Origin of the sequence: uncultured Marinobacter sp., assembly GCF_947259545.1 — a bacterium.
In the GTDB taxonomy this organism is placed as follows: domain Bacteria; phylum Pseudomonadota; class Gammaproteobacteria; order Pseudomonadales; family Oleiphilaceae; genus Marinobacter.
On record NZ_CAMYMK010000011.1, the window covers coordinates 209,551 to 234,779 of the forward strand.

General features: G+C 53.3%; 19 protein-coding genes and 2 pseudogenes. 13 read left to right on the plus strand and 8 right to left on the minus strand.

Annotated elements, in window-relative coordinates; translation table 11 throughout:
* Positions 1–274 precede the first annotated feature (274 nt).
* Positions 275–526, plus strand: a pseudogene (locus Q0Y21_RS17755) (transposase domain-containing protein); the annotation flags it as partial.
* Positions 527–1,043: 517 nt separating this feature from the next.
* Entirely contained in the window at positions 1,044–3,566 is a 2,523-nt protein-coding gene (gene secD, locus Q0Y21_RS17760) for a protein translocase subunit SecD (protein ID WP_058091248.1), read from the plus strand.
* A 168-nt stretch (positions 3,567–3,734) separates the two neighbouring features.
* Here the strand turns inward: secD and Q0Y21_RS17765 are convergent, their stop codons facing one another.
* From Q0Y21_RS17765 to Q0Y21_RS17775, 3 genes are all read right to left on the minus strand, one after another.
* Positions 3,735–4,001, minus strand: a complete 267-nt coding sequence (locus tag Q0Y21_RS17765) for an EAL domain-containing protein (RefSeq protein WP_081496573.1) — start codon at positions 3,999–4,001, stop codon at positions 3,735–3,737.
* A 133-nt stretch (positions 4,002–4,134) separates the two neighbouring features.
* Positions 4,135–5,295, minus strand: coding sequence for an FAD-dependent oxidoreductase (locus tag Q0Y21_RS17770; protein WP_041654924.1), 1,161 nt, complete (start codon positions 5,293–5,295; stop codon positions 4,135–4,137).
* A gap of 32 nt (positions 5,296–5,327) precedes the next feature.
* On the minus strand, positions 5,328–7,946 hold the full coding sequence (locus Q0Y21_RS17775) for a LuxR C-terminal-related transcriptional regulator (RefSeq protein ID WP_058091247.1): 2,619 nt from the start codon (positions 7,944–7,946) through the stop codon (positions 5,328–5,330).
* Positions 7,947–8,168: 222 nt separating this feature from the next.
* On the opposite strand from Q0Y21_RS17775, the gene Q0Y21_RS17780 reads away from it, so the two are divergent.
* From Q0Y21_RS17780 to Q0Y21_RS17810, 7 genes and pseudogenes are all read left to right on the plus strand, one after another.
* Positions 8,169–9,392 carry an alkane 1-monooxygenase gene (locus tag Q0Y21_RS17780; RefSeq protein WP_197463861.1) on the plus strand — a complete coding sequence of 408 codons (1,224 nt, stop codon included), beginning with the start codon at positions 8,169–8,171 and terminating at the stop codon, positions 9,390–9,392.
* Between the two features lie 137 nt (positions 9,393–9,529).
* A pseudogene (locus tag Q0Y21_RS17785) lies at positions 9,530–9,679 on the plus strand (rubredoxin); the annotation flags it as partial.
* Between the two features lie 33 nt (positions 9,680–9,712).
* Complete coding sequence (locus Q0Y21_RS18500) at positions 9,713–10,048, plus strand: rubredoxin (protein WP_345799565.1); 336 nt, start codon at positions 9,713–9,715, stop codon at positions 10,046–10,048.
* 51 nt (positions 10,049–10,099) lie between these two features.
* On the plus strand, positions 10,100–11,554 hold the full coding sequence (locus Q0Y21_RS17795; protein WP_058091245.1) for an aldehyde dehydrogenase family protein: 1,455 nt from the start codon (positions 10,100–10,102) through the stop codon (positions 11,552–11,554).
* Positions 11,555–11,581: 27 nt separating this feature from the next.
* Positions 11,582–13,180, plus strand: coding sequence for a choline dehydrogenase (locus tag Q0Y21_RS17800; protein ID WP_058091244.1), 1,599 nt, complete (start codon positions 11,582–11,584; stop codon positions 13,178–13,180).
* 37 nt (positions 13,181–13,217) lie between these two features.
* Positions 13,218–14,903: a long-chain fatty acid--CoA ligase gene (locus Q0Y21_RS17805; RefSeq protein WP_236040830.1), complete on the plus strand. Its 1,686-nt coding sequence runs from the start codon at positions 13,218–13,220 to the stop codon at positions 14,901–14,903.
* An 84-nt stretch (positions 14,904–14,987) separates the two neighbouring features.
* A complete protein-coding gene (locus Q0Y21_RS17810) occupies positions 14,988–15,659 on the plus strand; it encodes an OmpW family outer membrane protein (RefSeq protein ID WP_008170303.1) in 672 nt (223 codons plus the stop codon).
* An 832-nt stretch (positions 15,660–16,491) separates the two neighbouring features.
* On the opposite strand, the gene Q0Y21_RS17815 is transcribed toward Q0Y21_RS17810, so the two are convergent.
* The 4 genes from Q0Y21_RS17815 to Q0Y21_RS17830 all read right to left on the minus strand — a co-directional run bounded on the left by Q0Y21_RS17815 (position 16,492) and on the right by Q0Y21_RS17830 (position 21,233).
* Positions 16,492–17,742, minus strand: a complete 1,251-nt coding sequence (locus Q0Y21_RS17815; RefSeq protein WP_091642696.1) for an FAD-dependent oxidoreductase — start codon at positions 17,740–17,742, stop codon at positions 16,492–16,494.
* Positions 17,743–17,830: 88 nt separating this feature from the next.
* Positions 17,831–19,468, minus strand: a complete 1,638-nt coding sequence (locus tag Q0Y21_RS17820; protein ID WP_227663913.1) for a choline dehydrogenase — start codon at positions 19,466–19,468, stop codon at positions 17,831–17,833.
* Between the two features lie 17 nt (positions 19,469–19,485).
* Complete coding sequence (locus Q0Y21_RS17825; RefSeq protein WP_297798297.1) at positions 19,486–20,898, minus strand: cytochrome P450; 1,413 nt, start codon at positions 20,896–20,898, stop codon at positions 19,486–19,488.
* A gap of 14 nt (positions 20,899–20,912) precedes the next feature.
* A complete protein-coding gene (locus tag Q0Y21_RS17830) occupies positions 20,913–21,233 on the minus strand; it encodes a 2Fe-2S iron-sulfur cluster-binding protein (RefSeq protein ID WP_008170311.1) in 321 nt (106 codons plus the stop codon).
* 129 nt (positions 21,234–21,362) lie between these two features.
* Here Q0Y21_RS17830 and Q0Y21_RS17835 point away from each other — a divergent pair, with 129 nt between their 5' ends.
* Complete coding sequence (locus Q0Y21_RS17835; RefSeq protein ID WP_014422290.1) at positions 21,363–22,430, plus strand: AraC family transcriptional regulator; 1,068 nt, start codon at positions 21,363–21,365, stop codon at positions 22,428–22,430.
* Between the two features lie 45 nt (positions 22,431–22,475).
* On the opposite strand, the gene Q0Y21_RS17840 is transcribed toward Q0Y21_RS17835, so the two are convergent.
* The gene (locus Q0Y21_RS17840) at positions 22,476–23,090 is read right to left on the minus strand and encodes a TetR/AcrR family transcriptional regulator (RefSeq protein WP_014422289.1); all 615 of its coding nucleotides are present in this window, start codon (positions 23,088–23,090) and stop codon (positions 22,476–22,478) included.
* Between the two features lie 258 nt (positions 23,091–23,348).
* Here Q0Y21_RS17840 and Q0Y21_RS17845 point away from each other — a divergent pair, with 258 nt between their 5' ends.
* Genes Q0Y21_RS17845 through Q0Y21_RS17855 form a run of 3 tightly spaced genes read left to right on the plus strand, consistent with a single transcriptional unit; the run spans position 23,349 to position 25,214 of the window.
* Complete coding sequence (locus Q0Y21_RS17845; RefSeq protein ID WP_014422288.1) at positions 23,349–23,834, plus strand: PaaI family thioesterase; 486 nt, start codon at positions 23,349–23,351, stop codon at positions 23,832–23,834.
* Positions 23,831–24,322, plus strand: coding sequence for a PaaI family thioesterase (locus Q0Y21_RS17850; RefSeq protein WP_014422287.1), 492 nt, complete (start codon positions 23,831–23,833; stop codon positions 24,320–24,322). Before Q0Y21_RS17845 ends, Q0Y21_RS17850 begins: the two co-directional genes overlap by 4 nt.
* Entirely contained in the window at positions 24,312–25,214 is a 903-nt protein-coding gene (locus tag Q0Y21_RS17855; protein ID WP_014422286.1) for an alpha/beta hydrolase, read from the plus strand. Before Q0Y21_RS17850 ends, Q0Y21_RS17855 begins: the two co-directional genes overlap by 11 nt.
* Positions 25,215–25,229 lie beyond the last annotated feature (15 nt).

A 25,229-nucleotide genomic window follows, 5' to 3' on the forward strand; every position in this document is an offset into this window, starting at 1 on the left:
GTGGACTTTCATTGGAGCTGAGCGTGTAAATCAGTTTTATCCACAGCAGGATAAGCCAGCCCCGGTGACCATCTACCTCTTAGAGTACGATCTTGCTGAAAAATCGTTCAATCCACTTTAACCGGGTCGTCGGCAAGGGAAAGTCGGCCCCGACTGAGCAATGGGAATATTGAGTTATTAAAAGGTGCGAGCCCTCGGCCTACATTTAAGGAGATAGAGAAGACCGGCGGTCGCAAAGCGGACATTCAATCATATTGGAGCAGATTCACTTTTTGGCTTTCTTTCTAGTAGTCAGCGTGCTGCTGCTGTTATGACACTGATCCAGCCAGCAAAGCTGAACGGGCATGATCCCTATGCCTACCTGAAGGGTGTGCTGACTCGACTGCCGACGCAGAAGAACACTGCCATCGTCGAGCTATTGCCCCACAACTGGAAGCCGACTATTTCCGACAAGGTATGGTGGCTTGACGCTGACGCTACTCCATCCTCCAACCCTGCCAGGCAACTTCTTCAACCGGCCACATAAACTCGTTGACTTCGGTTAGTCCGCGTTTCAAGATTCATTCGACATTTTGAGATAGCAGCATGACCAACGACAATCACCCTCTCCCTCGCGGACGGTTCCAAGTGCCTCTTGTAGTGCTTTCACTACTGGCATTGCTGCTTGTCTTTATCTCCTCAATTACCCACCAGCAAGCCTCAGCTACTAAGGCCAACCATGGTTTTATCGGAACCGTGGATCATCTGGTTGTTGCGAGTCATAACGAGTCCATCAGGGTACTAGGTGGCAATTCTGAGAACGATGCCGCAGTGGGTGGTGATCCGGACCTTTCCGACTGGTGGCCTGCCAGTCCGATGGTGCTAGGCGTCGGTCTTTGCCGCAGTAACTGCATCATCACCGCAGGAGCGGGACATCCCCCTGCATCTCCTCGTTTTTTAATCCCGCTTCTTCGCGCACCCCCTCTGGCGTAGTCCTCCGCTTTATCATGGCTGTGCATCTGGGCAGTCATACCGGTTAGTGAAGTTTTCTTCGAGGATTACCCATGAAATCGTTGCATACACGGGCCGTCGTTTACGGCCTGGTGATTGTGCTCGGGTTGTTGAGTGCGTTGCCGAACCTTCTTTCCCCTACAATGTCCGGGAAGCTCCCGGATTGGTACCAGCAGAATACGGTCTCCCTGGGGCTTGACCTTCAAGGTGGCTCACACCTGCTTCTGGAAGCGGATATCCAGGAACTGTTTGCCAGCGAGCACGAAGCGATGGCCGGCGAGTTGACCAACTCCCTGCGTGAAGCGGACATTCGATACGGGCGCATCCAGATGACTGATAGAGGCATCGAGCTACCGGTGCGCCAGCCCGAACGGGTGTCTGAAGCAGCCAGCCTTGCTCGAAAACTGGCAACGGATACTCCGGATGGCACGCGTCGGTTCGACGTTGATATCAACGGCGGACGGCTGGTGCTGACGCTGACCGAGTCCTGGCGTGCAGGTATTTCCCGAGATGCGGTGGAGCGAAGCCTGGAGGTAGTCAGACGGCGACTGGATGAAACCGGACTGGTGGAGCCCAGCATCACTCGCCAGGGTAGTGACGGCATTCTGGTACAAATGCCGGGCGTCGCCGACCCGAGCGAGATTCGTGAATTGCTCGGTACCACCGCGAAAATGACGTTTCACTGGGCAGCCCGGGCAACGGCGGAGGAAGATATCGCAACCATTATTCTGCCGGGTGCCTACGAAGACAGAGACTACAAACTGGAAGAACGGGTTGCCATAGCAGGCGAGCACATCCGTGACGCACGCATGGCTTTCAATCCGGATACCAACGAGCCGGTGGTCAATTTCAAACTGGATGACAAGGGTGCCCGGCTGTTTGGGGATATGACCCGGAACAACATTGGCCGGCCCCTAGCCATTGTACTGGATGGTGAAGTGATTACAGCGCCGGTAATCCGCAGCGCCATTGGCGCTAGTGGAGAGATCAGCGGTGGATTTACCACAACAGAAGCCAGTAACCTGGCTCTGCTACTGCGAGCTGGTGCCTTGCCCGTGCCCCTGTATGTGGTCGAGGAACGTACCGTGGGCCCTGACTTGGGCAGTGACGCCATCGCCATGGGGCTGACCACCGGTTTGCTGGGCGCAGCCATGGTGATTGCCTTCATGATCGGGCTTTATGGACGTTGGGGACTAATTGCCTGTGTCGGGTTGACGGTGAATATTGGGCTGGTGTTCGGGATATTGAGCTTGCTGGGGGCTACCCTGACTCTGCCAGGTATTGCTGGAATTATCCTCACCATTGGCATGGCGGTGGATGCCAATATTCTGATTAACGAGCGTATCCGTGAAGAATCCCGCCAGGGCAAGCCTGCCTGGATGGCCCTCCGAGAGGGGTTCGGCAAGGCCTACAGAACGATTCTGGATTCCAACTTCACGACACTGATCGCGGTCAGCCTGTTGTTCCTGTTTGGCAGCGGGCCGGTCCGGGGCTTTGCCGTCACAATCGGCATAGGCCTGGTAACGTCGTTGTTTACGGCAATAGCGGTCACCCGCCTGATCATGGAGTGGCGCATCCGGGGCCGTGCACGGGAACCGTTAGTGATTTCTGGCATAGCCCTGCTTGACCGCCTGAGTGAGCGGGGCGTGAACTTCATGCGCGGTCGCGTGATCGGTCTCATGGTATCGGCGGTGTTCTCCATTGCGGCAATCGCTCTGTTTGTGCAGCCGGGACTGAAATACGGCGTCGATTTTACCGGCGGTACGGTAGTGGAGGTACAGGCCCAGGGAGTCACTGTTGATAAGTTGAGAACCACGCTTCAGGCGAAAGACCTAGAGGACGCCGCCATTCAGGAAGCAGGCGCGGATGGGCGCTTCCTTATTCGCCTGCCAGCAGAGCAAGGAGTACCGGGGGCGACCGCGGAGCAAGTGGCATTGCTCAAAACCGCTGTTACCTCTGTCGAGCCAACGGCGGAATTCCCGAAAGTGGATATGGTAGGGCCTAAAGTCAGCGGTGGCTTTAGTGATGCCACCATTCTGGCTATTCTGTTGGCCGGTGTTGGTATGTTGGCGTACCTATGGTTCCGATTCGAGTCCCATTTCGCCTGGGCCGCCACACTGACCATTGCGCTGGATCTCACCAAAACCATCGGTTTCTTCGCCCTCGCCGGCGTGGAGTTCAACCTGACGGCAGTTGCGGCACTGCTCGCGCTTATGGGATATTCGGTCAACGATAAGGTGGTAGTGTTTGACCGCATCCGGGAAAACATCCGCAAGACGCCGGACCGCCCCATGCTGGAACTGCTGAACGATAGTATTTCATCGACGCTTACCCGCACTGTGTTTACCTCGGTAACGACCTTTCTGGCGCTGCTACCCATGGGCATTGCGGGTGGAGCCGCCGTTGCGAGTTTTGCCTTGCCCATGCTGTTCGGAATTGTAATTGGCACCAGCTCCTCGGTCTTTATCGCGTCGCCAATCCTTTATTATCTGGGGCAGCGACGGTCGAGGAAAGGGCTTGCTCAGTTGCGGCCGACTGCCGAGGAAATTCGCAAGGAACTGGAACTCATACCCTAGGGAGGTTACTGATGCCAGGGCAGACGCGTTTACAAAGGGGGATGATGAATGTTCGCCATTGTTTAGGTGCCCCTGGTCGCAAAGCGAACGTTCAGATGGTGCGATAACGCCGGCGCACACTAAGCGTTCGGTGATCCCAAATTGATTCGATGACCACCATCGGGCCAATTAAACCCAGTCAGTAACTTGTAGGTACTCCTCGCACCTTTTGACTGAGAGCGGCTTAGCATATAGATAGCCTTGTCCCGCATCACAGCCAAGGATTCGGAGATGGTTTTCTTGCTCTTTGGTCTCAATTCCCTCGGCCAGTACATCGAGTCCTAGGCTATGTCCCATCTGAATAATCGCTTTGGCAATTGCTCCACTTTCCTGGTCGTTAGGTAAGCCCCGGGTGAATGACTGGTCACTGTGGCCATCACAGCTGGGCTGGGCGATTCTGTATCTCCTGCTCTACAGCAGAGCTTGTGGGAGGGCCAGAATCCCCCTGCAGCTGGATATGCTCAGTCACGAGGCTCGACACATAGAAATCTCAGAGATGAGAATGAGTTGCATCCCATCTCGCTTACACTTACCCGGAGAGAGCTTTAGATAGCTTGGCTTGCCGGGTGGGAAGATTGACCGTTTCAGCTGCGATCATCCGGTCTCCGGAAAAGAGCCAGAATTCACAGGCATTGTCACTCTCTGTGGGACGCCGCTGAATTCGGTCGTATCCAGTGGCGATTCCAATACACTGGACTTTCATGCCGTTGAGATCTGACCAAAAACGAGGAGGAGAGGCAGGCGGAGACGGTTTACCACAAATATGAGCCGCCGCAATTTGTGCTTGAAGCATGGCATTGTGAATAGTTTCTATTCGGATGGGTGTATTGGTGGAAACGTTGACGGCTTTAGCGCAATCTCCGATCGCAAATATGTCAGGGTCAGAGCTACGCATGCCGCTGTCTACTATAATACCACCGTCGCAATCCAGGTTTGCGTCTTGCGCAAGTTCAGCATTGGGGATGGCTCCTATACCGATAACAACGACGTCTGCGGGTTTCGTAGTGCCGTCGGACAAACGGATACCGGAAACTCGGTCTCCCTCAGTGAGAATCTGGTTGACGCTAGCATTGAAGTAGAACATTACGCCGGCGGAGGCCATGCGGTTTCTGACAAAATTACTTGTTAATGGTGACGCTACTCGACACATCGCTCGGCTGTTGGCCTCAAACACAGAGACTTGTTTTCCCTGTAGATTGGCAGCGGAGGCGACTTCAAGCCCGATAACACCCGCGCCGAGAATGGCCACCTTCTCGCATTCCGGGGCTAACAGGGCATTACGTAATGCGGCGGAGTGGTCAAGATTCCTGAGATAGAAAACATTTTTTGCGCTCTCACCAGGTAAATCAATAGGACGTGGCCTCGCTCCTGTTGCCAAAATCAGCGTGTCGTATTTAATTTTCCTGCCGCCTTGAATCACTACTTGCTTTGCCGATCGTTCAAGCGCTATTACTTTACCGCCTTGTTCAAATTCAACTTTGTTGTCCCGAAAGAAATTAGGAGAACGGATCGGAGTTGGCGAGGGCAACTCATCTGAGGTCAAATAGGCTTTGGACAACGGGGGACGCTGGTAAGGCAGCGTGTTTTCCTCGCCCAAAATGGTAATCGTTCCGTCGAATCCATTCTGGCGGAGAGCCTCTGCGGCGGTCAGGCTGGCTATTCCAGCGCCAATGATAACTATTTTTTGCATATTCGCTCGATTCCTCTTTTGTTTTTGTAGCACTATAAAAGTCCGCGCAGTCGAGCTTCAGTGACTGCCTGAACCCGGTTGGTTACTTTAAGTTCGCTGAAAATCTTCTTCATATGCCATTTGACGGTATCCTCCGTCACGAGAAGCCGTTCAGCGATCTCTCTGTTGGTCATTCCGTTGCTTACGCATTTCAACAGAGAAATCTGCTTTATCGTGATAGTTGAGTGGGCATTGCCGGGCACAGGTGGCACGCTGGAGTCTTCTATTCTGACATCGGGATCCTTCGTAGCTTTAGCTTCAGAGTCGTCTGGCAGATCGTTAAAAAGATCCTGAGCAAGGGGGCTAAGAGAAAGTAGCGCTTCTTTGATCCAGAGCCGTGTGAAGTGACAGTTCAAATGTTCCGAAAGTAGGTTTGCATCAAGAATCATGCGCTTCGCCGATTTTGATGAGCCGAGGGCAAACGCTGCCAGGGCCTGACAATAGTGGGCGGCGATCCTGGTTCTAGCGTCTGAAATTGCGCTGGCGCTTTGTAGTGCTTGTTTGGCATATTTTTCGGCGACACCAAACTGTTTCCCAAGCCGTAGTCTATACATTGAGGTTACCAGGGCCATACGTGCTTGAATGGCCTGGTTTTGATTTGGCAGGAACGTCAGCTCACATTCATCGGGGAGTATGGGTGGACCCAATTCCTCGTTGTTCAGGAGAGTAAACTCAGCTAACTGAACTTTAGTCAGGATATTTAGACGAGAGAGCTCTCGCTCGCAGGAGGCTAAGCGGGATTGTTCCAACAAGGCCATGGCTCTATCTCGGAACCCTTGGTGGTACAGAAAACGGCTGTAGGCCTGTGTACACCCCCACAGAATATCTGTAACGCCATAGTTCAAAGCGAAATCGAACGAAGCCTGTGCAGATTCCTGGGTAACCAGGTGATGGTTCTGTTCGTGCAGGATTTGTAACTCAAGGGTGCCAAACATTTTATTTAAAAAAGTTTTTGGCACCTGAATCTTTTCTGCTGTTTTATTCGCCTGGATCAACACACTCATTGCTCGGGCGATGTCACCCTTGAACAGTTCAGCCTGAATTTCTGCAGTTTTAAGCCAGATAAAAGCGTAATGTTGATTGGATGACTGGATGGCCACAGCCGCTCGATGGGACAATCGCTCCAACTCTTCAAAATGGCGTCCACTGGAGGCAATGAATGCCTGGCAAGTAAGTGCTGCGCCTTTGCCAACCATGTTACGGTCGCCAAAGGCGTCTATCCATTTTTGACAGAGAACCTGACTCTCCAGTAATTCATCCTGTGTAGCTTTGCCTATCGCATTAACCAATTCCCGCCATCCTTCCTCATCAAGATTGCTCGCCCCCCTGGAGCTCGGATGAAGCGAACTAGCCAGTATTTCGTCTGCTTGACGAGCTTGTTGGCTGAAATACAAAATCCACGCGTAACCTATGCTCAAGGCGGCAATTTTTTTTATCGTGCGAGCCGGTACTTTTCCAAACCAGGTGCGAAGTACTTCGATTTCACCCTGTCTGAGTGCCACGTCCAGGATAATGCTGTCACTTACGACGCGAGCCCATCGATGGTCACTGGCTTCCAGAGCTGCATTGATTGAATGGAGGTACTCTCCCCTACGCCAATGCCAGAACGCGACCCGTTTCAGTACATACGAGCGACGTTCTCGTTGGGTGGTGTTAAATAAACTACGCAAATACTCTCGCAGCACAGGGTGCATATCCATACGATCAGCAGAAGTCCCGGTGGGAGCTAAAAGAGCATAATGTTCGTTAAGAAACGTAATTTCCCGGTCGGCCTCTTCTGTCTTATAGACATAGCCATAGCATTCAGCGCTGATTACTTCGAGCATCGCTGCATTGCAAAGAAAGGTCCTCGTACTATTGGGTAACGCAGTTAAGAGGTTGTCCCTGAAATACGAGCGAGTTTCCGGCCAAGTCGCTGCGGGGAGATTTGGGTTTGGGGTTCGGCACATAAGCCTGACAAGTGCTGGCCATCCACCGGTCGCTTTTATGATGTTGCTGGCTTCGGGGCCACCCATACCAGATAATTCACTAACCTCCTCTTCTGTAAATACAAGTTCATCAGCACCATACGTTACAACACCCGCCATCATAGACAAACGTGGCAACGCCCCGACGCGACTCGGTGCAATGAAAAATTTCACATTGCTCGGTGTTTCACAGATTAAATCCTCAATCAAATCCGCGGTATGTTTAGCCTCGCCAACCCCATCAAGGCAAATTCTTATCGTCTTTTTTGCATTACACAGTGCGTTTCGAAGAACTTCGATGGTGTCGATGTCACTTTTTATCATGCGCCAGGATTCAACTCCTTCGAGTTGATATAAAACTAACGCTGCAAACAAACTGCCATTAACGTCACATGAGTCAGGGCACGACCGGGTATTGATATAAACGGCGCTCTCACGTTCCAGTTCGCGAGTGTTTGCTGCCAAGGCCACTTGTACAGATTTTCCATAGCCTGGCGGGGCCCGATACAGAACTACCTTTGATTCAGGCGTAGCAGAAGGCCTCAGGCAATAGCGGTCTAAACACCCTTGAGTAATGAAATACTGACGAGCCCACATCCTTTCAGACATCCTCCGACACCAGTCTTCCAAGCTATGGCGGGTCATGACAATCCGATCTCCTGCTTCGTCTCCCCGAAACGCGAGGGCGCTATGGGGTGAAAGCATATTGATAGATGTCTAGTGCGAAAACTACCCCTTAGAGTAGTTGTTTGATCTCCGGTTCTGGCCAAACCTGTTCATGCCTACAACTTGTCCGTTCACCTGAGGGACTCGGTGTTCGCACAATGTAGAAAAATGATCAAGCTGAAAAACAATAAGGTGATCCTAATGTCAATGTCAGAAAATGTCTTAACAACAGAGTCTCTTCAGAGAGACCCTGATGCCGAAGGTTATGTGGACAGAAAACGCCACCTGTGGGTCCTTTCTGTGCTGTGGCCAGCGACGCCTCTTATTGGCCTTTATTTGGTATCCCAGACTGGATGGAGCATTTGGTACGGATTGGTGTTGATCCTTTGGTATGGCGCAGTTCCCTTGATTGATGCCATGTTTGGAGAGGATTTTTCAAACCCCCCTGAGTCGGCTGTGCCTCGGCTTGAACAGGATCGTTACTATCGGGTACTGACCTACTTGACGGTTCCTATTCACTATGCCGCCTTGATTGTCAGTGCCTGGTGGGTATCCACGCAACCAATGAGTGTTTTCGAGTTTCTGGCATTGGCCCTTTCCCTGGGAATCGTGAATGGCCTGGCTCTGAACACAGGCCACGAACTTGGCCATAAAAAAGAAACGTTTGACCGTTGGATGGCGAAGCTTGTCCTCGCCGTGGTCGGATATGGTCATTTCTTCATTGAGCACAATAAGGGGCATCACCGTGATGTGGCTACGCCGATGGACCCGGCGACATCCCGCATGGGTGAGTCCATTTACTCATTCTCACTGCGTGAAATTCCCGGTGCTTTCAAGCGGGCATGGGATTTAGAGGAACAGCGCCTCAGTCGTTGTGGAAAAAGTGTCTGGAGCCTGGAGAACGAAGTTCTTCAGCCTATGATTTTGACCGCTGTGCTTTATGCGGGATTGCTGGCGTTTTTTGGCCCGTTAATGCTGATCTTTTTGCCCATTCAAATGGCCTTTGGCTGGTGGCAGCTGACCAGCGCCAACTACATTGAGCATTACGGATTGCTGCGCGAGAAGATGTCGGATGGACGTTATGAGCGTCAACAACCGCACCACTCATGGAACTCAAACCATATTATGTCGAACCTGATTCTGTTTCATTTGCAACGACATTCCGACCATCACGCCCATCCTACAAGGTCCTATCAATCGCTTCGCGACTTCAAAGACCTGCCTTCCTTACCATCGGGATATCCCGGGATGTTCCTGGCCGCAATGTTTCCCTCATGGTTTCGTTCGATAATGGACCACCGGGTGCTGGATTGGGCTAAAGGAGATCTCGATAAGATTCAGATTCAACCCGGCAAGCGTGAATTCTATGAGCGTAAATTTGGTGGGACTGATTCTGAATCAGTCGATACCGCCGCGGCTAAATGATCGGCTAATCGGAACTTATATACCTCGTTTACTTTATTTACGTTGCAGAAAAAGAGCCTCTGACGTGCACCTGAAAGAGGGTGCGCGTCGGGCGCTACCAAAACAAAGACAATAATATCGTTTGAAAGGTGCTCTAGATGGCTAAATATCAATGCCCTGATTGTGGTTATGTATACGACGAAGTGGTTGGTGATCCGCACGAAGGCTTTCCTGCAGGAACGACATGGGAAAAAATTCCTGAAGACTGGTCCTGTCCAGACTGTGCCGTCAGGGATAAGGTTGACTTCGTTGCGCTTCAAGAAGCGAACCCGGAACTTTCGGTGTCCGCAACCAATACAGCGGTCCGCCCTGCCAGCCAAGCTAAGACCGAGGGAGCATCGCAGAAAGCAACGGGCGCATCTACTCCTTCAGCTAAAAATAAAACAAAGCCCAAAGCGAAACCCAAGCCTAACTCTTCAAAATCGCCGAAAGACTCGACTCAAAAAGATACCTATCGGAAGTGGGTCTGCATCACTTGCGGCCATATCTACGATGAAGCTCTCGGAGATGAAGCCGAAGGCTTCCCTGCCGGCACTCGTTTTGAAGATATTCCAGACGATTGGTGCTGTCCGGACTGTGGTGCCACAAAAGAGGACTATGTCCTCTATGAAGACTAGTAATCCGATTGAAAATAACAACAGTCTCGTTCGGCAAGAGGTGATTTTATAATGCAGATTGCTAGTCTGGCGGAGGTTGGGGTGACCAATGTGTCAACCAGCGATACGATTGATTCAACGTTCGCGGCCCTACAGCGGGCACAACTTGCGCGTCGCGGAAGCTTTACCTTGGAGGCTCGAATAGCGCAGCTCGACCAGCTGCGGGATTCAATTAAACGCCACGAATCAAACATCATTGCGGCTTGCGCGGCGGACTTTCGAAAACCCGCTCCAGAAGTCAAATTAACTGAACTCCTGCCGGTGCTTCAGGAAATTCGACACACTAAAAAACACTTGCGTAAATGGATGCGTCCGAAGCGAGTGGCTGCATCCGTTGGTGTTCTGGGCACGAAATCTTATGTTCGGCCAGAACCAAAGGGAGTGTGCCTGATTATTGCACCGTGGAATTATCCGCTCAATCTTGCGCTCGGGCCTCTCGTCTCAGCGTTGGCTGCAGGGAACGGAGCCATCATTAAACCCTCGGAAATGACACCACATACCTCAAAGGTGATTGCCAACATTGTCGCCGAAACCTTCCCTCCCGATCTGGTTTCCGTGATTGAGGGTGATGCCGCGGTAGCGCAGAAACTGTTGGCCTTACCCTTCGACCACATATTCTTCACGGGCAGTCCTGCGGTAGGCAAGGTGGTCATGGAGGCTGCCGCCACGAACCTTTCCTCAGTGACGCTGGAATTGGGGGGTAAGTCCCCGACCATTGTTGGCCCAGATGCCAACATAAAGAGGGCTGCAAGAAACATTGTCTGGGGTAAGTTTGCCAATAATGGACAGACCTGTATCGCCCCAGATCATGTTTTTGTGCACGTTAATATCGCAGATCAATTCAATGAAGCACTTAAAACGGAAATTGGGCGAGTCTATGGAAAAACACCAGAAGCCCAGAAATCGACCGCCGACTATTGCCGGATTGTAAATCGACGTCATTTCCAGCGAGTTTCAAACCTGATAGATGATGCCAAAAACAAAGGTGCAAGAGTCTTTGAGGGCGGTGTTACAGATGCTGAAGAGAATTTTATTGCTCCGACGTTGATTTCAAATGTATCCAGCGACATGGATATTTCACGTGAGGAGTTATTCGGCCCGATCTTACCCGTTATTGAATTCGACGATATTGATCTGGTTATCAAGAAAATCAACGATAACCCTAAACCGCTTGCGCTTTACATATTCGACAAAAACGAGTCTTTTGCCACGGATATTATCGAGCGAACGAGCTCCGGCGCTGTAGGAGTCAACCTTACAGTTGTGCATTTTCTACATCCGGGTCTGCCGTTTGGTGGAGTTAATAATTCCGGGATAGGGGCGGCACACGGTGAATACGGTTTCCGCGCTTTTTCGCATGAAAAGGCGTTGATGGAGGATAAACATTCTCTTATGCATCTTCTTTTTCCACCCTATACAGCCTGGGTCCGGCGTCTTATAGAGGCTGCTGTTCGTATTCTGGGCTGAGCATAATCAAATAATAAGAGAGTTATTATGTACGATTACATTATTGTCGGTGCGGGATCGGCGGGCTGTGTATTGGCCAATCGGCTTACGGCGGACTCTTCAAAGCGAGTAGCGTTGCTAGAAGCGGGCCCAAAGGATAAAAATCCACTCATACATATGCCTATAGGTATAGCACTCCTTTCCAATAGTAAAAAGCTGAATTGGGCTCTTGAAACCGAACCTCAAGAACATCTAAAGGAGCGCCGCCTGTTTTGGCCTCGTGGGAAAACACTTGGCGGGTCCTCTTCTATCAACGCCATGGTCTATATCAGAGGTCACAAAGCCGATTATGACCACTGGGGTCAAGTTGCCGGGACAGACCTCTGGGGATGGGATCGCGCTTTAAAATTGTTTCGTCGACTGGAAGATAATAAACGTTTTGGCGCAGATTCTTACCATGGGGAGGGCGGTGAGCTCACCGTAAGTGAACTCAAATCAGTCAATCCGTTGAGTCGAGATTTTGTTCGAGCGGCACCTCATGTAGAGCTCCCGATAAACACGGACTTTAATGGAGAGACGCAAGAGGGATTGGGACTCTACCAGGTGACACAAAAAAATGGTCGCCGTTGGAGTTCAGCGCAGGCATTTCTGCGTGTCGCGGAGAACCGGCCTAATCTTGATGTGCTAACGGACGCGCGGGTAACCCGGGTGGTAATGGACGGTAAGCGGGCAGTCGGCGTGACACTGAACCAGGGGGGCGAATATCGCCAGCTTAGACTCAATAACGGCGGTGAAGTCATATTGTCTGGTGGTGCGGTTAATTCACCACAACTACTTATGCTTTCGGGAATCGGTGATAGCGAAGAGCTTGGAAAACACGGGATCCCCCTTGTGCATCATCTCCCTGAGGTCGGCCAGAATCTGGTTGATCATTTGGATATTACGATCATGCACGCGGCGAACTCACGTTTGCCCATTGGCGTTGCTCCCAGTTTCCTGTTTCGGGGCGTGAGCGCATTATTCTCATATATCTTTGCGCGACGTGGATTTCTTACCAGTAATGTTGCCGAGTCCGGAGGCTTTGTTAAATCCGAGCGCTCGTGCGAACGGCCAAATGTGCAATTCCACTTTTTGCCAACTTACCTGAAGGATCATGGACGAAAAGTGATGGCCGGGTATGGGTACACCTTGCATATTTGCGATCTAATGCCCAGAAGCCGCGGTTTTATAGGTCTCAAAAGCCCTGACCCATTGGCCGACCCGTTGATTCAACCCAATTATCTCAGTAACCCCGAAGACATCAAAACAATGATCTCGGCCGTTAAATTTGGACGACGGATACTCGGGGCACCAACAATGGCTTTACATAGTAAACGAGAAATTAAGCCCGGAAACTCGGTGTCTTCGGACGGTCAGATTGCGGACTTTATCCGGGAAAATGCAGAGACTATTTACCACCCCGTTGGCACTTGTCGTATGGGCGCGGATCCGGATTCAGTCGTTGATCCGGAATTAAAAGTCAGAGGGATTGAAGGGCTAAGAGTTGTCGATGCCTCGATAATGCCCAGTTTGGTTGCCGGTAACACCAACGCACCCACCATGATGATTGCCGAAAATGCAGCCGACATCCTCTTGGGAAATGTTTAGGTTCAAACCCGGATTATGCCTTCTACATTGGACCTTAATGACGCCAGATACTCGCGTCAACCAACTACAAAAACGACAGGAGATAAACGTGCTTGGCCAAATGATGAACATGGAGCTCACCGTGAATTCCTTGATCGACCATGCTGCTCGCTACCATGGAGACGCTGAGATTGTGTCGATAGGAACGGATGGAAATCCCAGTCGATCTGACTGGGCAACTGTTTCGGAGCGGTCGCGACAACTTGCGTCAGCGCTTCGAACGGCAGGCTATGTCCAGGGGGATCGGTGCGCGACCATTTGTTGGAATAACGTGGGGCACCTGGAATGTTACCTTGGCATCTCTGGTGGCGGGATGGTGTGTCACACCATTAACCCGCGACTGTTTCCAGAACAACTCGTTTACGTTATCAACAATGCTCAAGACAAAGTCATATTCTTTGACAAAACGTTCCTTCCCATTGTTTCAAATATCCGAGACCGACTGGAGACGGTTGAGAAATTTGTATTGATGTCCGAACCGGACGAAGAAATTGCAGCGCAATTTCCAGGATTGTTGTTTTATGAAGAGTTTCTCCAGCGAGGAACGCCTAACGCGAATTGGCCTGAAATCGCCGAAAACCAGGCTTCAAGCCTCTGCTATACATCGGGCACCACTGGAAATCCCAAAGGGGTGCTCTATTCACACCGCTCCACCGTTCTGCACGCGCTGGTAGCTGCTCAACCCGACGCACTGAATTTATCGGCACGGGACGTGGTGATGCCGGTTGTTCCTATGTTTCACGTAAATGCGTGGGGGGTACCCTACATTACGGCGATGGTTGGAGCCAAACTGGTGTTGCCTGGTCCTGGCCTGGATGGACAAAGTTTGGTCAAGCTGATCGATTCAGAAAGCGTAACGATTGCGCTGGGTGTGCCTACAATTTGGCAGGGACTTCTCTCGGCTTTGGACGAGCTTGGCTCCTCGGCACAGTCGCTTAAACGGACGGTGATAGGGGGTAGCGCTTGTCCGCCCTCAATGATGTCGGAGTTTCGTGGTAAGTATGGCGTAGAAGTTGTCCATGCATGGGGAATGACAGAAACATCACCGATCGGAACCGTCAATGCACTGCTGTCGAAACACAATACTCTTTCGGAGGAAGGAAGAAACAAAATCCGTGAAAGCCAGGGACGGCCTCCCTACGGGGTGCAGCTCAAAATTGTGGGTGAAGACGGCCATCAACTGCCCGAAGATGGCATTGCTCAGGGAAATCTCCGCATCCGTGGTCATTGGGTGGTAGCCGATTACTTCGGTGTTGAACCAAATCAGACTCTTGAGGAAGACGGTTGGTTCGAGACAGGTGATGTTGCTTCGATCAATGATGATGGATTTATGACAATACGTGACCGCTCAAAAGATATTATTAAATCTGGTGGTGAATGGATATCTACAGTCGAATTGGAGGGAATCGCAATGGGCCATTCTGCCATCAATGAAGCTGCCGTAGTGGCGGCCTCCCATGATAAATGGGACGAACGACCGATCCTGTTGGCAGTAAAAATACCCGACGCAAATATTACTGAGGAGGAACTTCTTGCTCATTATCAAGGGAAAGTCGCCAAGTGGCAGATCCCGGATCGCGCGATCTTTGTGGAAGGATTGCCACGCAATGCCACTGGGAAAGTATTAAAAAACAAGCTGCGTTCTGAGTATGGGGAAGTATTAGTCAATAAACCGGCAAGCTAGCTTCAATGAGTGGCATTTGTGTTACGAAAAATTGCAGTTTTACCTAAAGCCAATTTGTTTTAATACCAAAAAGGATAATAAAAAATGAAACCTAAAATAATTAGTAAAGTCTCGTTAGTGGCGTTCCTTTTACTTTCACTTGCTGCGAGCCTGGCCAACGCTCAATCTGAGCCGGTTTACAGTAGAGGCGACTGGGTGGTTGGGCTGAATGCCACTAGAGTTCTAACCGATGAAGATTTGCGATCAGCCTCTGCGGGGAGTGCCCCCGTTCCAAATTCCAACCTGTCTATTAACAACGATACGACCGTATCATTCGACGTGTCGTATTTTCTGAGTAATCAGCTGGCATTTAACATTTTTGGCGGCATTCCCGCTAGTGCGGACCTCCAGGGCGAAGAGTCTCTCTCCGGTCTTTTTCTTGGTCAAACAGATTATGGTCCGGTAATTCTTTCGCTTCAGTATCATGTTTTGACGGGTAGCAACTTCTCTCCGTACTTTGGAGCGGGTGTAGGACGGATTCTCTTTTTAGATGAGAAGGATCGCGCACTAACCGACTTCGACGTCGAAGATACATGGGCCCCTGCGGTTCAGGCTGGTTTTCGCTGGAGGATACACAATAACTGGTCGGCAAATTTTGACGTTAGATATGCACCCTTCGAGGCGGATATCACCGGTAACCTGGGCCCGGCCCCTGTTCAGGCAAAAGTGGAAGTGGACCCCACTATCGTGAGCATCGGTGTTGCATATCGCTTTTAAATGCCAAGTATACCAACCGTCTGCATTTGCTGGTCGCTTTCAGCAACCTGCTGATTGATAAAAAACCTGCAGCGTAAGACCAATGCGCCCCTTTTCCGCCAAGATTGCGGAAAAGGGGCAAAAACCAGCGGTTATTCAGATCTTCCTTAGGTATATAGCCCCAGCCTTATGCATCATTTAAAGGTCTCGTATCGTTTAGTCGAGTAGTATATAGCCATCAGGACCGGCACGTCCTTACTATAGAAAACCTTTTCAGTAGTCCCGCAAGTTTCATTTAATCGAGCAAGTGTCTTAACATTAATACCGCTCGTAACTATCGGTTCTTGATGTCCACCATCAATAAGCCGGAATCTTACTGTGTTTGATTTACACACCGCTTGAAGCTTGCAGTCTGAAAAGCCCTGTCTTGGCTGCCACCACCCATCCGCATGAAAAAGCATATGCTCAGATGAACCAAAACAAGAGGTCGACACCGAATGGGCGATGTTGCTTATGAAGGATTGAGTGATCGGAACCTCTACCCATAATGGCCGATAGAGACTTCGCTTTATCTTTGTGGATAAAATCAAGTTCATATTTTCGTCGGTAATTGCAAGGTGAGGTTATTAGTGGGATATATAGAGAATTATTTCACCGCTATGGTGCTCTCGGTTTACCAGAGCAACAGTAATGTGTCTGGCTACGGGAAATTCCGCCGGTTGTGGCTCACGCATTCTTTGCGCTCACTGAAAGCTGTCGGTCGTAGGATATGATATCCATAGGCCGTATGAGTTGTGCATTGCTTTCGCAATTTTGGGCAAACTAAGGGCACAGCTCTACTCGGTCGTCAATTTCAATTTATGGACTGACCGCTCACCAAGGACTTCAGTTCAATATCCGGATCCTTCAACATTTCAGGATTGACCTGCCTGCGTTGTTGAACGAGGGTCTTGCCGACCATAAAAGCGATGGGCAGGTTAACCGCATCAACAGCAATGACACAGCCGTCGCGGAGATAAAACACCGCAAATCCCTTGTCTTCCGGGCTTCCGCGCAGCACACGCTGATCATGATATTGCGACAACCCCACCATCTGCAGACGCACGTCATACTGGTTCGACCAGAACCATGGAGCGCTATTATAGGGTTTCTTCTCGCCCATCAGGGTTGCCGCCACTGTCCGGGCCTGATCAACCGCGTTGGCGACAGATTCAAGGCGCTGCATCTTCTCGAAGAAAAGATTCCGGTGGCGGGTACAGTCGCCGATCGCCAGGATGGCTGGATCTTCTGTGCGGGTAAACTCGTCAACAATAATGCCGTCATCACAGGGCAGGCCGGCGGCCTCAGCCAGGGCGGTTTCTGGCGCCACACCCACTGAAACGAGCACTATGTCGGCCGGTACAGTGCCGCCGCTCGCCAATGTCACGCCAGCCACATGCCCCTGATCGCTAGCTTCGAAACCGGTTACCGCCGTGTTCAGGCGTAGATCCACGCCAGCGTTACTGTGTTTGGTGTAAAAAAACTCCGACATTTCCGGGCCTGTTACACGCTGCATAAGACGCTCGGCCGCTTCCAGTACCGTGACATCAACGCCTTTTTTGGTAGCGCTGGATGCCACTTCAAGGCCAATGTAACCACCACCCACGATGACCAAGCGTTTCCCCGGAACCAGTTGTTCACGCAGGGCATCCGAGTCAGCTATGTCATGTAGGTAATGAATGCCCTTCAAGTCAGCCCCGGGTGCGTTCAGGCGTCGAACGTGTGACCCCGTGGCCAGGACCAGTCGATCGTATTTCAATGTGCTCTGGTCCGACAAACTGATGGTCTTGTTGTCCCGATCAATTTGTTCGGCACGTACACCGAGCCGCAACTGATGGCCGGCGTTCTCGTACACCGAGCGCGGCTTGAGGTACAGCGACTCCTGATCCACCTCGCCTGCCAGGTAGTTCTTGGACAGGGGCGGCCGCTGATAGGGTGGATGTGGCTCTTCGCCCACCAGGACCACTTCATGTTGATATTTCTTTTGCAGCAAGGTTGTCAGGAGCGCACCTGCTGCGTGCCCGCCGCCAACGATGACTGTCGTCTCTTTCTGTTGGTTTGCCATAGCCTGTCTCTTTCTACTGTTCTTTGGAATCAGATTGATCAGAAGTCCAGATGCCAACTGAGCCCTGTGACGCCCGCGCGCGCGGAGCTCAGCCGACCATCTCCCCGGCATCCTCAAGTATCATCGCGGCACCTTTCTCGCCGATCATGGTTGCCGGCTGATTGGTGTTTCCGCCGACCAGCGTCGGCATGATGGAGGCATCGACCACCCGCAGGCATTGCAGGCCATGCACGCGCAGGCGCGGATCGACCACCGCCATCGGATCAACACCCATCTTGCAGGTGCCAACCGGGTGGTACGCTGATTCACCGCTGCGCCGTACCCATGCGGCGAGATCGTCGTCATTCTGCAGCGCCGGCCCGGGCAAGACCTCAACCTCGTGGTGCGGGGCAAACGCCGCCTGCGCCAGGATCTTGCGCACCAGGTGGACACCGCGCACCAGTCGCTCGACATCGGCGGACTCGGCCATGTAGTTGGGGTCGATCAGCGGCGCGGCAAACGGGTCGGCACTGTGCAGACCGACGCGCCCGCGCGACGACGGCCTGAGCCCGTAGATCATCACCGCGTAGCCATAACCGCTCATCGCGGTCTTCAGGTCTCGCCCGTGATCGTCGTACAGCATTGGCGCGAAGTGCAGCTGCAGGTCGGGTACCGGCTCCTCGGGCCGGGAGCGGATGAACCCGCCGGCCTCGGCGCCGTTGCTCGACAGCACGCCCCGCCGGCCGCTCAGATACGTCAGAGCGCCCCACAGCCCCTTGAGCCAGTAACTCGGATGCATCGAGATGCTTTGGCGGCTGCGGGCGCTGACGCGCACGAACACGTCGATATGATCCTGAAGATTCTGCCCGACGCCCCCCAACGCATGGCGCAGTTCTATGCCATGCCGGGACAGTTCCTCCCGCGGACCGATCCCGGACAGCATCAGCAGTTGCGGCGAGTTGAACGCGCCGCCGCAGAGCACAACTTCGCGCCCGGCACGGACCTGCGTCAGCCCCTTTGTATCGCGGTATTCGACACCGGTGGCGCGGGTGTCTTCGAGTAGCACCCGGGTGACATACGCGCCGCTGCAAACCGTCAGGTTGGAACGCGCCGTGGCGGGTTCGAGATAGGCCCGCGCGTTGCTACAGCGTGTGCCGTCTTTCTGGTAGGCGTAGTAGAAGCCCACGCCCTCCTGCTCACTGCCGTTGAAATCTGTATTGAGCCGGTACTTTGCCTGGGTCGCCGCCTCGACAAACGCCGTGCTCAGCGGATTGGTATAGCGGCGCTCGGCAACGTTCAGCGGACCACCCTGACCATGAAATTCTGCCTCATTCGGCGTAAGTTTGGGCTCGAAATGTTCCGATCGGCGGAAGTAGGGCAACACCTCGGCGTATGACCACCCTTTGCACCCCAGCCGTGCCCACTCGTCGTAGTCCCGGGCATGCCCGCGAATATAGACCTGCGCGTTCATGCCGCTGGAACCGCCAAGCATCTTGCCCCGCGGCTGAAAAAGCGCCCGGTCGTGCATGTGACGCTGCGGTTCGGTATTGAACTGCCAGTTGTAGCGGCGGCTGAACATTAGCTGCAGGAAACCCAGCGGCATGTTCACGAAAGGGTTGCGGCGGCTCTCCGGACCGGCTTCAAGCAGCAGCACAGAATGGCGACCGCTCTCCGACAGGCGGCTGGCGACAGCACATCCGGCCGAGCCCGCGCCAACCACGACATAGTCAAATTGTTCGGTCGTCATCCTGGTTAGCCTGTTCATTAACTTTTTGGTGTCAGCTGGACCATCAGCTCCGAATAGCCCCGCACGAAGTTGGACTGCACGCGCTCCGGCTCGCCGACGACTTCGATCTTGTCAAAGCGTTTGAGAATCTCTTCCCATAGGATACGCAGTTGCAATTCGGCCAGGCGGTTGCCCATGCAACGGTGAACACCGTAGCCAAATGACATATGGTTTCGTGCGTCCTTGCGATCGATAATGAAGTGATCGGGGTCCTCGAACTTGCGCTCGTCACGGTTGCCCGAGGCGTACCACATCACAACGCGATCGCCCTTTTTGATGGTCTGGCCGCCCAGCTCAACATCTTGCTTGGCGACTCGGCGCATATAGGCCAGCGGCGTTTGCCAGCGGATGATTTCCGACACCATGTTCGGAATCAGTTCCGGTTTTGCCTTCAGTTTTTCGAACTCCTTTGGGAATTCGTTCATGGCCACCAGGCCACCACTCATTGAGTTGCGAGTGGTATCATTGCCGCCAACGATAAGCAGCGTCAGATTGCCGATAAACTCCATCGGGCGATTGATCAGATCTTTGGTGTCGTCGTTGCTCTGTAGCAGGCTGATCAAATCGAAACCGGGCTCTTCGCCCGCCGCGCGGCGCGCTTCCTTATCCCTCCAGAGCCTGGAGAAGGACCAGGCCATGTCAGCCGCGTCGTCAAACATGATCTCTTCTTCGGCATACTCGCCGCCGGTTGCCGATGCTGCCCCGGCCATCCGATCCGACCACTCAACCAGCTTGTGACGTTCCTCGTAAGGAAAATCCAGAAGGGTTGCGAGCATGCGACCGGTGAGTTCCTTCGATACAGTGGGCACCCAGTTGAAGGGCTGGCCCAGAGGCAGGCTGTCAAGCACATCGCCGGTACGCGATCGGATCAGCTCCTCCATTTCCTTCAGGTTCTTCGGTGCCACCACGCCTTGAACCGAGCTGCGCTGCACATCGTGTTTTGGCGGATCCATGGCTATGAACATTTCCACCGACAGCCCCTCTGGAGGGTCGCCTAATATGATTTGCGGCTCGGCGGAAAACAGGTCGTGACTCTTGTCTACGAACATGATGTCCTCAAAGCGAGTCACCGACCAAAAGGGGCCGAAGGGGCTGTTCTTCTGGTAATGCGCCGGAGCCTCATCGCGCAACCGTTTGAAATAGGCGCGCCACTGATCCTGCCGATACAAAAATGGATTGCTGACATCGATGTCCTCAAGGGCCAGCGTGTTAACGTCCGGGATGACTGATTCAACAAATTCGGGCACCGGCCGGCGTGGGCCGAAGGCCTTCTTCTTGGCGCCCATTAACAGTTTCAGCCCCTGGATCTGCCTGTGCATCGGCACCACCCTGGAGGTAGCATTAATCACTCGGGACTGAATGTCGTCAAATGTTTTGGACAGTGTTGGCATGCGTCCTCCTATGATCACATCTGGAACTCGGGTAAATGCACGGTCATGCCGTCCATTTCATCAGTAATGACCACCTGGCAGCCCAGGCGCGAAGTGCTTGCCCGCTCCGGGGTCATTGACAGCATTTGCTCTTCCTCACCACCAGGCGTACCTGTCTTTCTGAACCAATCGTCCGAGACGATCACGTGGCAGGTACCACAGGCACACTCTCCCCCACAATCCCCGTCAATACCGGGAATCAGATTGTCAACGGCGATTTGCATTACCGAGGAACCAGCTTTGAATTCAGCAACATGTTCAGTTTGATCATGTTCTATAAAAGTAATCTTGCCCATTATTGTTCTCCTGCCAGTAGTGTTCAGTAATAGATATTGTCTGTCTGACGACACTCCTGTCAGGTCATTTCTTGACAAGCTGAGGTCATTTAAAGACAAAATGACGATCATTTAGGACGGGGAAGATCGATGATGACGACGCAGAAGACGGGTGATTTGCAAAAATCCGGTCCCGGTATTCCATCGAATTACTCACGGCTCATTGCACGTGAGCTCGATTTAACAGCCAAACAACTGCCACGTCTGCTGCTCGGCACCGGGCTTGGTGTGACGCAATTCCTGAGCGAGGAAAGCCTGCTTACCGCAGCGCAGCAGGTGCGGATTCTGCGCAACGCACTGGATTTGTCCGGCCAGCCGGAATTAGGGTTATGGCTAGGCAAGCGACTGACCCCGGCAACCCATGGTGCGATGGGATTCGTGGCCTACAGCAGCCCCGACTTTCTCACTGCGCTGCAAGCGATTCATACTTTTCTGCCCACGCGCGCGAGCTTCATCCAACTGCATTTGCGGCAAGTCAACGAGCGCCTGGAATGTATTCTGGACTACCAGGAGTCGCTGGACGATGACATACAGCGGTGCCTGTCGGATGCGATGGTTAAGGCCCTTTTTGAATTTGGCGAGTTTATAATTGGTCGCCCTTTGCATGAGGCTGAAATATGCTTCGCTCATCCTGAACCCCCGTATCAGGCAATGTATGCCGATTTTTTGCCCGGGCAGATTCGCTTTGATTGCGACCAGTTAAAACTTACGTTGCCGATGTCGTTGTGTCAGGAACCGAATGCCTCCGCCAATCACGAAAACTATCGTCTGGCCTTGCAACAGTGTGAATCGATGCTTGCGCAACTTCAGTCGGATAAACCGAGCTATCAGACCCAGCTGAAGATGATGATGTTGTCCCGACCGCCCGGAACGCTCAGTGAAGACGAAGCAGCAGCCTCGTTGTTCATGAGCAAACGCACCCTGGCACGCAAACTCAAACAGGAACGCAGCGGTTTTCGGAAAGTTCGCGACGAGATTCTGTCCCAGCAGACAGCGACCTACTTGCGTGACAGCCAGCTGTCAATCGAGGCCATTGCCGCGTTGATGAACTATCACGACAGTGCCAATTTCAGACGCGCCTTCAAGCGCTGGTTTGACCAGTCGCCTGAGCAGTTCAGGCAAAATGTCAGATCACAAACCGTGCATCCGCATGATTAGCGATCATAAACAGAGGCTACTTGCTTGCGTTTGTGAAGCCAGAACCTATGCCTGCCCCCCTTTATTGATCACACCGTCCATAGCGATCTGCCAGATCAAGTCGCCAATGGTGTCGAGTGAATGAGCCCCGTTCGGGTCGAACCAGGTTGCAACCCAGTTGAGCGCCCCAAGGCCGATCAGGCGAAGCAGGCGGCCATCAATATTCTTGCGGACCACGCCCTGCGCAATCATTGTTTCGAGGATACCGGCCCACAGGGACTCGTACTGGTCACGCAGTTCGATGATTTCCTCGCGAGCCTCCGGGCCCAGCGCCCGCCATTCAAACAGCAGCACGTAAACCGCGTCCGAATCGACCAACAGGGCTCGCAGATGCGCGTTGATACAAAGACGTAAACGCTCAACCGGGTCATCCGAACTGGCGTAAGCCGACTCGACCTCTGCGGTAACCAGGTCCACCCCCCGGCGCATCAGCTCGACAAGCAGCGCTTCCTTGCTGTTGTAACGATAATACAGACTTCCGGGCAGCATATTGCAGGCCTCGGCAATCTCCTTGAGCGACGTCCTTTCAAAGCCTTTCTCACGAAAAAGCCTGGCTGCGTTAGACAAAACGTCGCCCTGGTCGCCCAGTTTGCTTGGAGGAGCCATCTGTCTGTTAACCATCGCTTAAGTATCTCCTCAGCAAGCCAGTTCGTTATTCATCAGAGCGGCCACCACCTGACTTGTTACACTGATCGTACGCCATTGCACGGGTGGCGTGCCATTTGCCTCAACAGATTCTTGACTTTTGGTTGGTTAACCAACCAAAATCCAGCAACAATGTTATTCGGAAGAAACTGACATGGCAATGACATATGACAATCAGCTGTTTCCCGCCACTTCCGCCCCTGTGCGAAATGCAAACCGGGGTGGGCAGATCTGATGACGGAGTCGAACAGAGCTCAGCACAGTGACGCTGTGACGACGGCGTGGCAGTTCACCGAACAGGTTCCCCACGGCAGGGATCTGGGTATGCAGGTTGTCTCTGTGAACGGAAACCAGGTCTGCATGCGCCTGACCCCACAGCCGTGGATGTTCGCCGAAGAGGATACAAAAGAAATCTGCACCAGCGTGCTCTACTCGCTGGCCGACTCCGCCGGAGGCTTGGCGGTATTCGCGGGGGCCCTGGAGTTGATGCCCATTGCCACGCTGGATCTGCGCATGGATTATCTGCGGCCCGCCATCGGCGACCGTGCCCTCTTGGCGGTGGCCACCTGTCGTCATTTAACGGACGAGGTCGCGTTCATCCATTGCGACATCCTCAGCGAGAGCGATAGTGCACTGTTAGCGACGGCAAACGCCACCTTCATGCGCAACACCCAGGGCCAGCGATTCCAGGCCGGTGGACGAAAAAAGGAGGGCGCATGAGCACGACTGGCGATTCGGCACAACCCATCTCAGGCCCTACCGAAAGCGGGAAAGAATGTTCCGACTGGCAGGCTCTGCTGGAGCGCATTCCCTACGCACGGCACCTTGGGCTTGAGGTTCAACGCGACGATGTAGGTCTAGTGGTTCATATGCCGTGTCGTGAAGCGCTCATTGGCAACTTTATGCTACCCGCCCTCCATGGCGGCGTGCTTGGCGCCCTGATCGAACTCACCGCGCGGGTCGCTGCGCAAAGCCAGGATACCGACAAACGTTGCCCACGCATTCTCGACAGCCACATTAACTACCTCCGTTCCGCGCAGGCCCGATCGACGTTCGCCAGCGCCGAAATTGTTCGACAAGGCAGGCGGAGCAGCCTGGTCCGGGTGACCTGCTGGCAGGGCGATAAGCGCAAACCGATCGCCAGCGGTCAGGTTCAGTTGTTGCTCCCGACAGTGGCGGCCAAAGAAGCAGATCTTCATGAACAATAAGCACAACAACCCTGAACGCGACCAATTCCAGGCGCCGGATGGCGCGGAGATCGCACTGTGGCGCTGGCCGCAATCCAAAGCGCGCCCCACGGTGCACTGGGCGCATGCAACGGGTTTCCATGGCCGCCTGTACCGCCCCCTCCTTGATGGGCTTGCCACGGACGTCAATGTCCTGGCCTGGGACATGCGGGGGCACGGGGCCAGCGCCGGTGCGGCGAACTTTTCGACATTCCGGGGCTGGGAAACCTACTATCGCGACATGACCGCTCTGCTGGGTAGCCTGGACGAGCCGGTCTGGCTCGCCGGCCATTCTATCGGTGCCACCACCAGCATCATGGCCGCTGCCCGACGGCCAGACAAAGTGCTGGGCCTGATTCTGGCGGAACCGGTGATCATGGATCCGGGGCAGGGCCTGAAGTTGTGGCTGGCCAAGCTGCTACGCCAGTCACATCGGTTGTCACTGGCCGCCGGAGCCGCACGTCGGCGCCGGGTATTCGACTCGCACGCTGCTGCGCTGGACAACTATCGGGGCCGCGGTGGCTTCAAGACCTGGCCCGATGCATGGCTGGAGGCCTACATCCAACACGCTTTTCTGCCGCAGGACGATCAAGTTCGCCTGGCGTGTGCGCCGGAGTGGGAGAGCACCACCTTTGCCCATACCGAACACAACCCCTGGCCCGGTATTCGTCAGTTGCGGTGCCCGGTTATCGCGCTGGCGGCGGAACGCGGGTCAACCTTCTCGCCGGCGGCGCAAAAACGTCTGCAGACCTTGTTGCCCTCGGCTGACGTGAGGGTTCTTGAGGGTACGACTCATTTTCTGCCCATGGAACAGAAGGAAGCCGTTCGCGATGCCATCCTGCAACTTGCTTTGTCCAGACACCGCGAGAACTGATACCCACACCTTGAT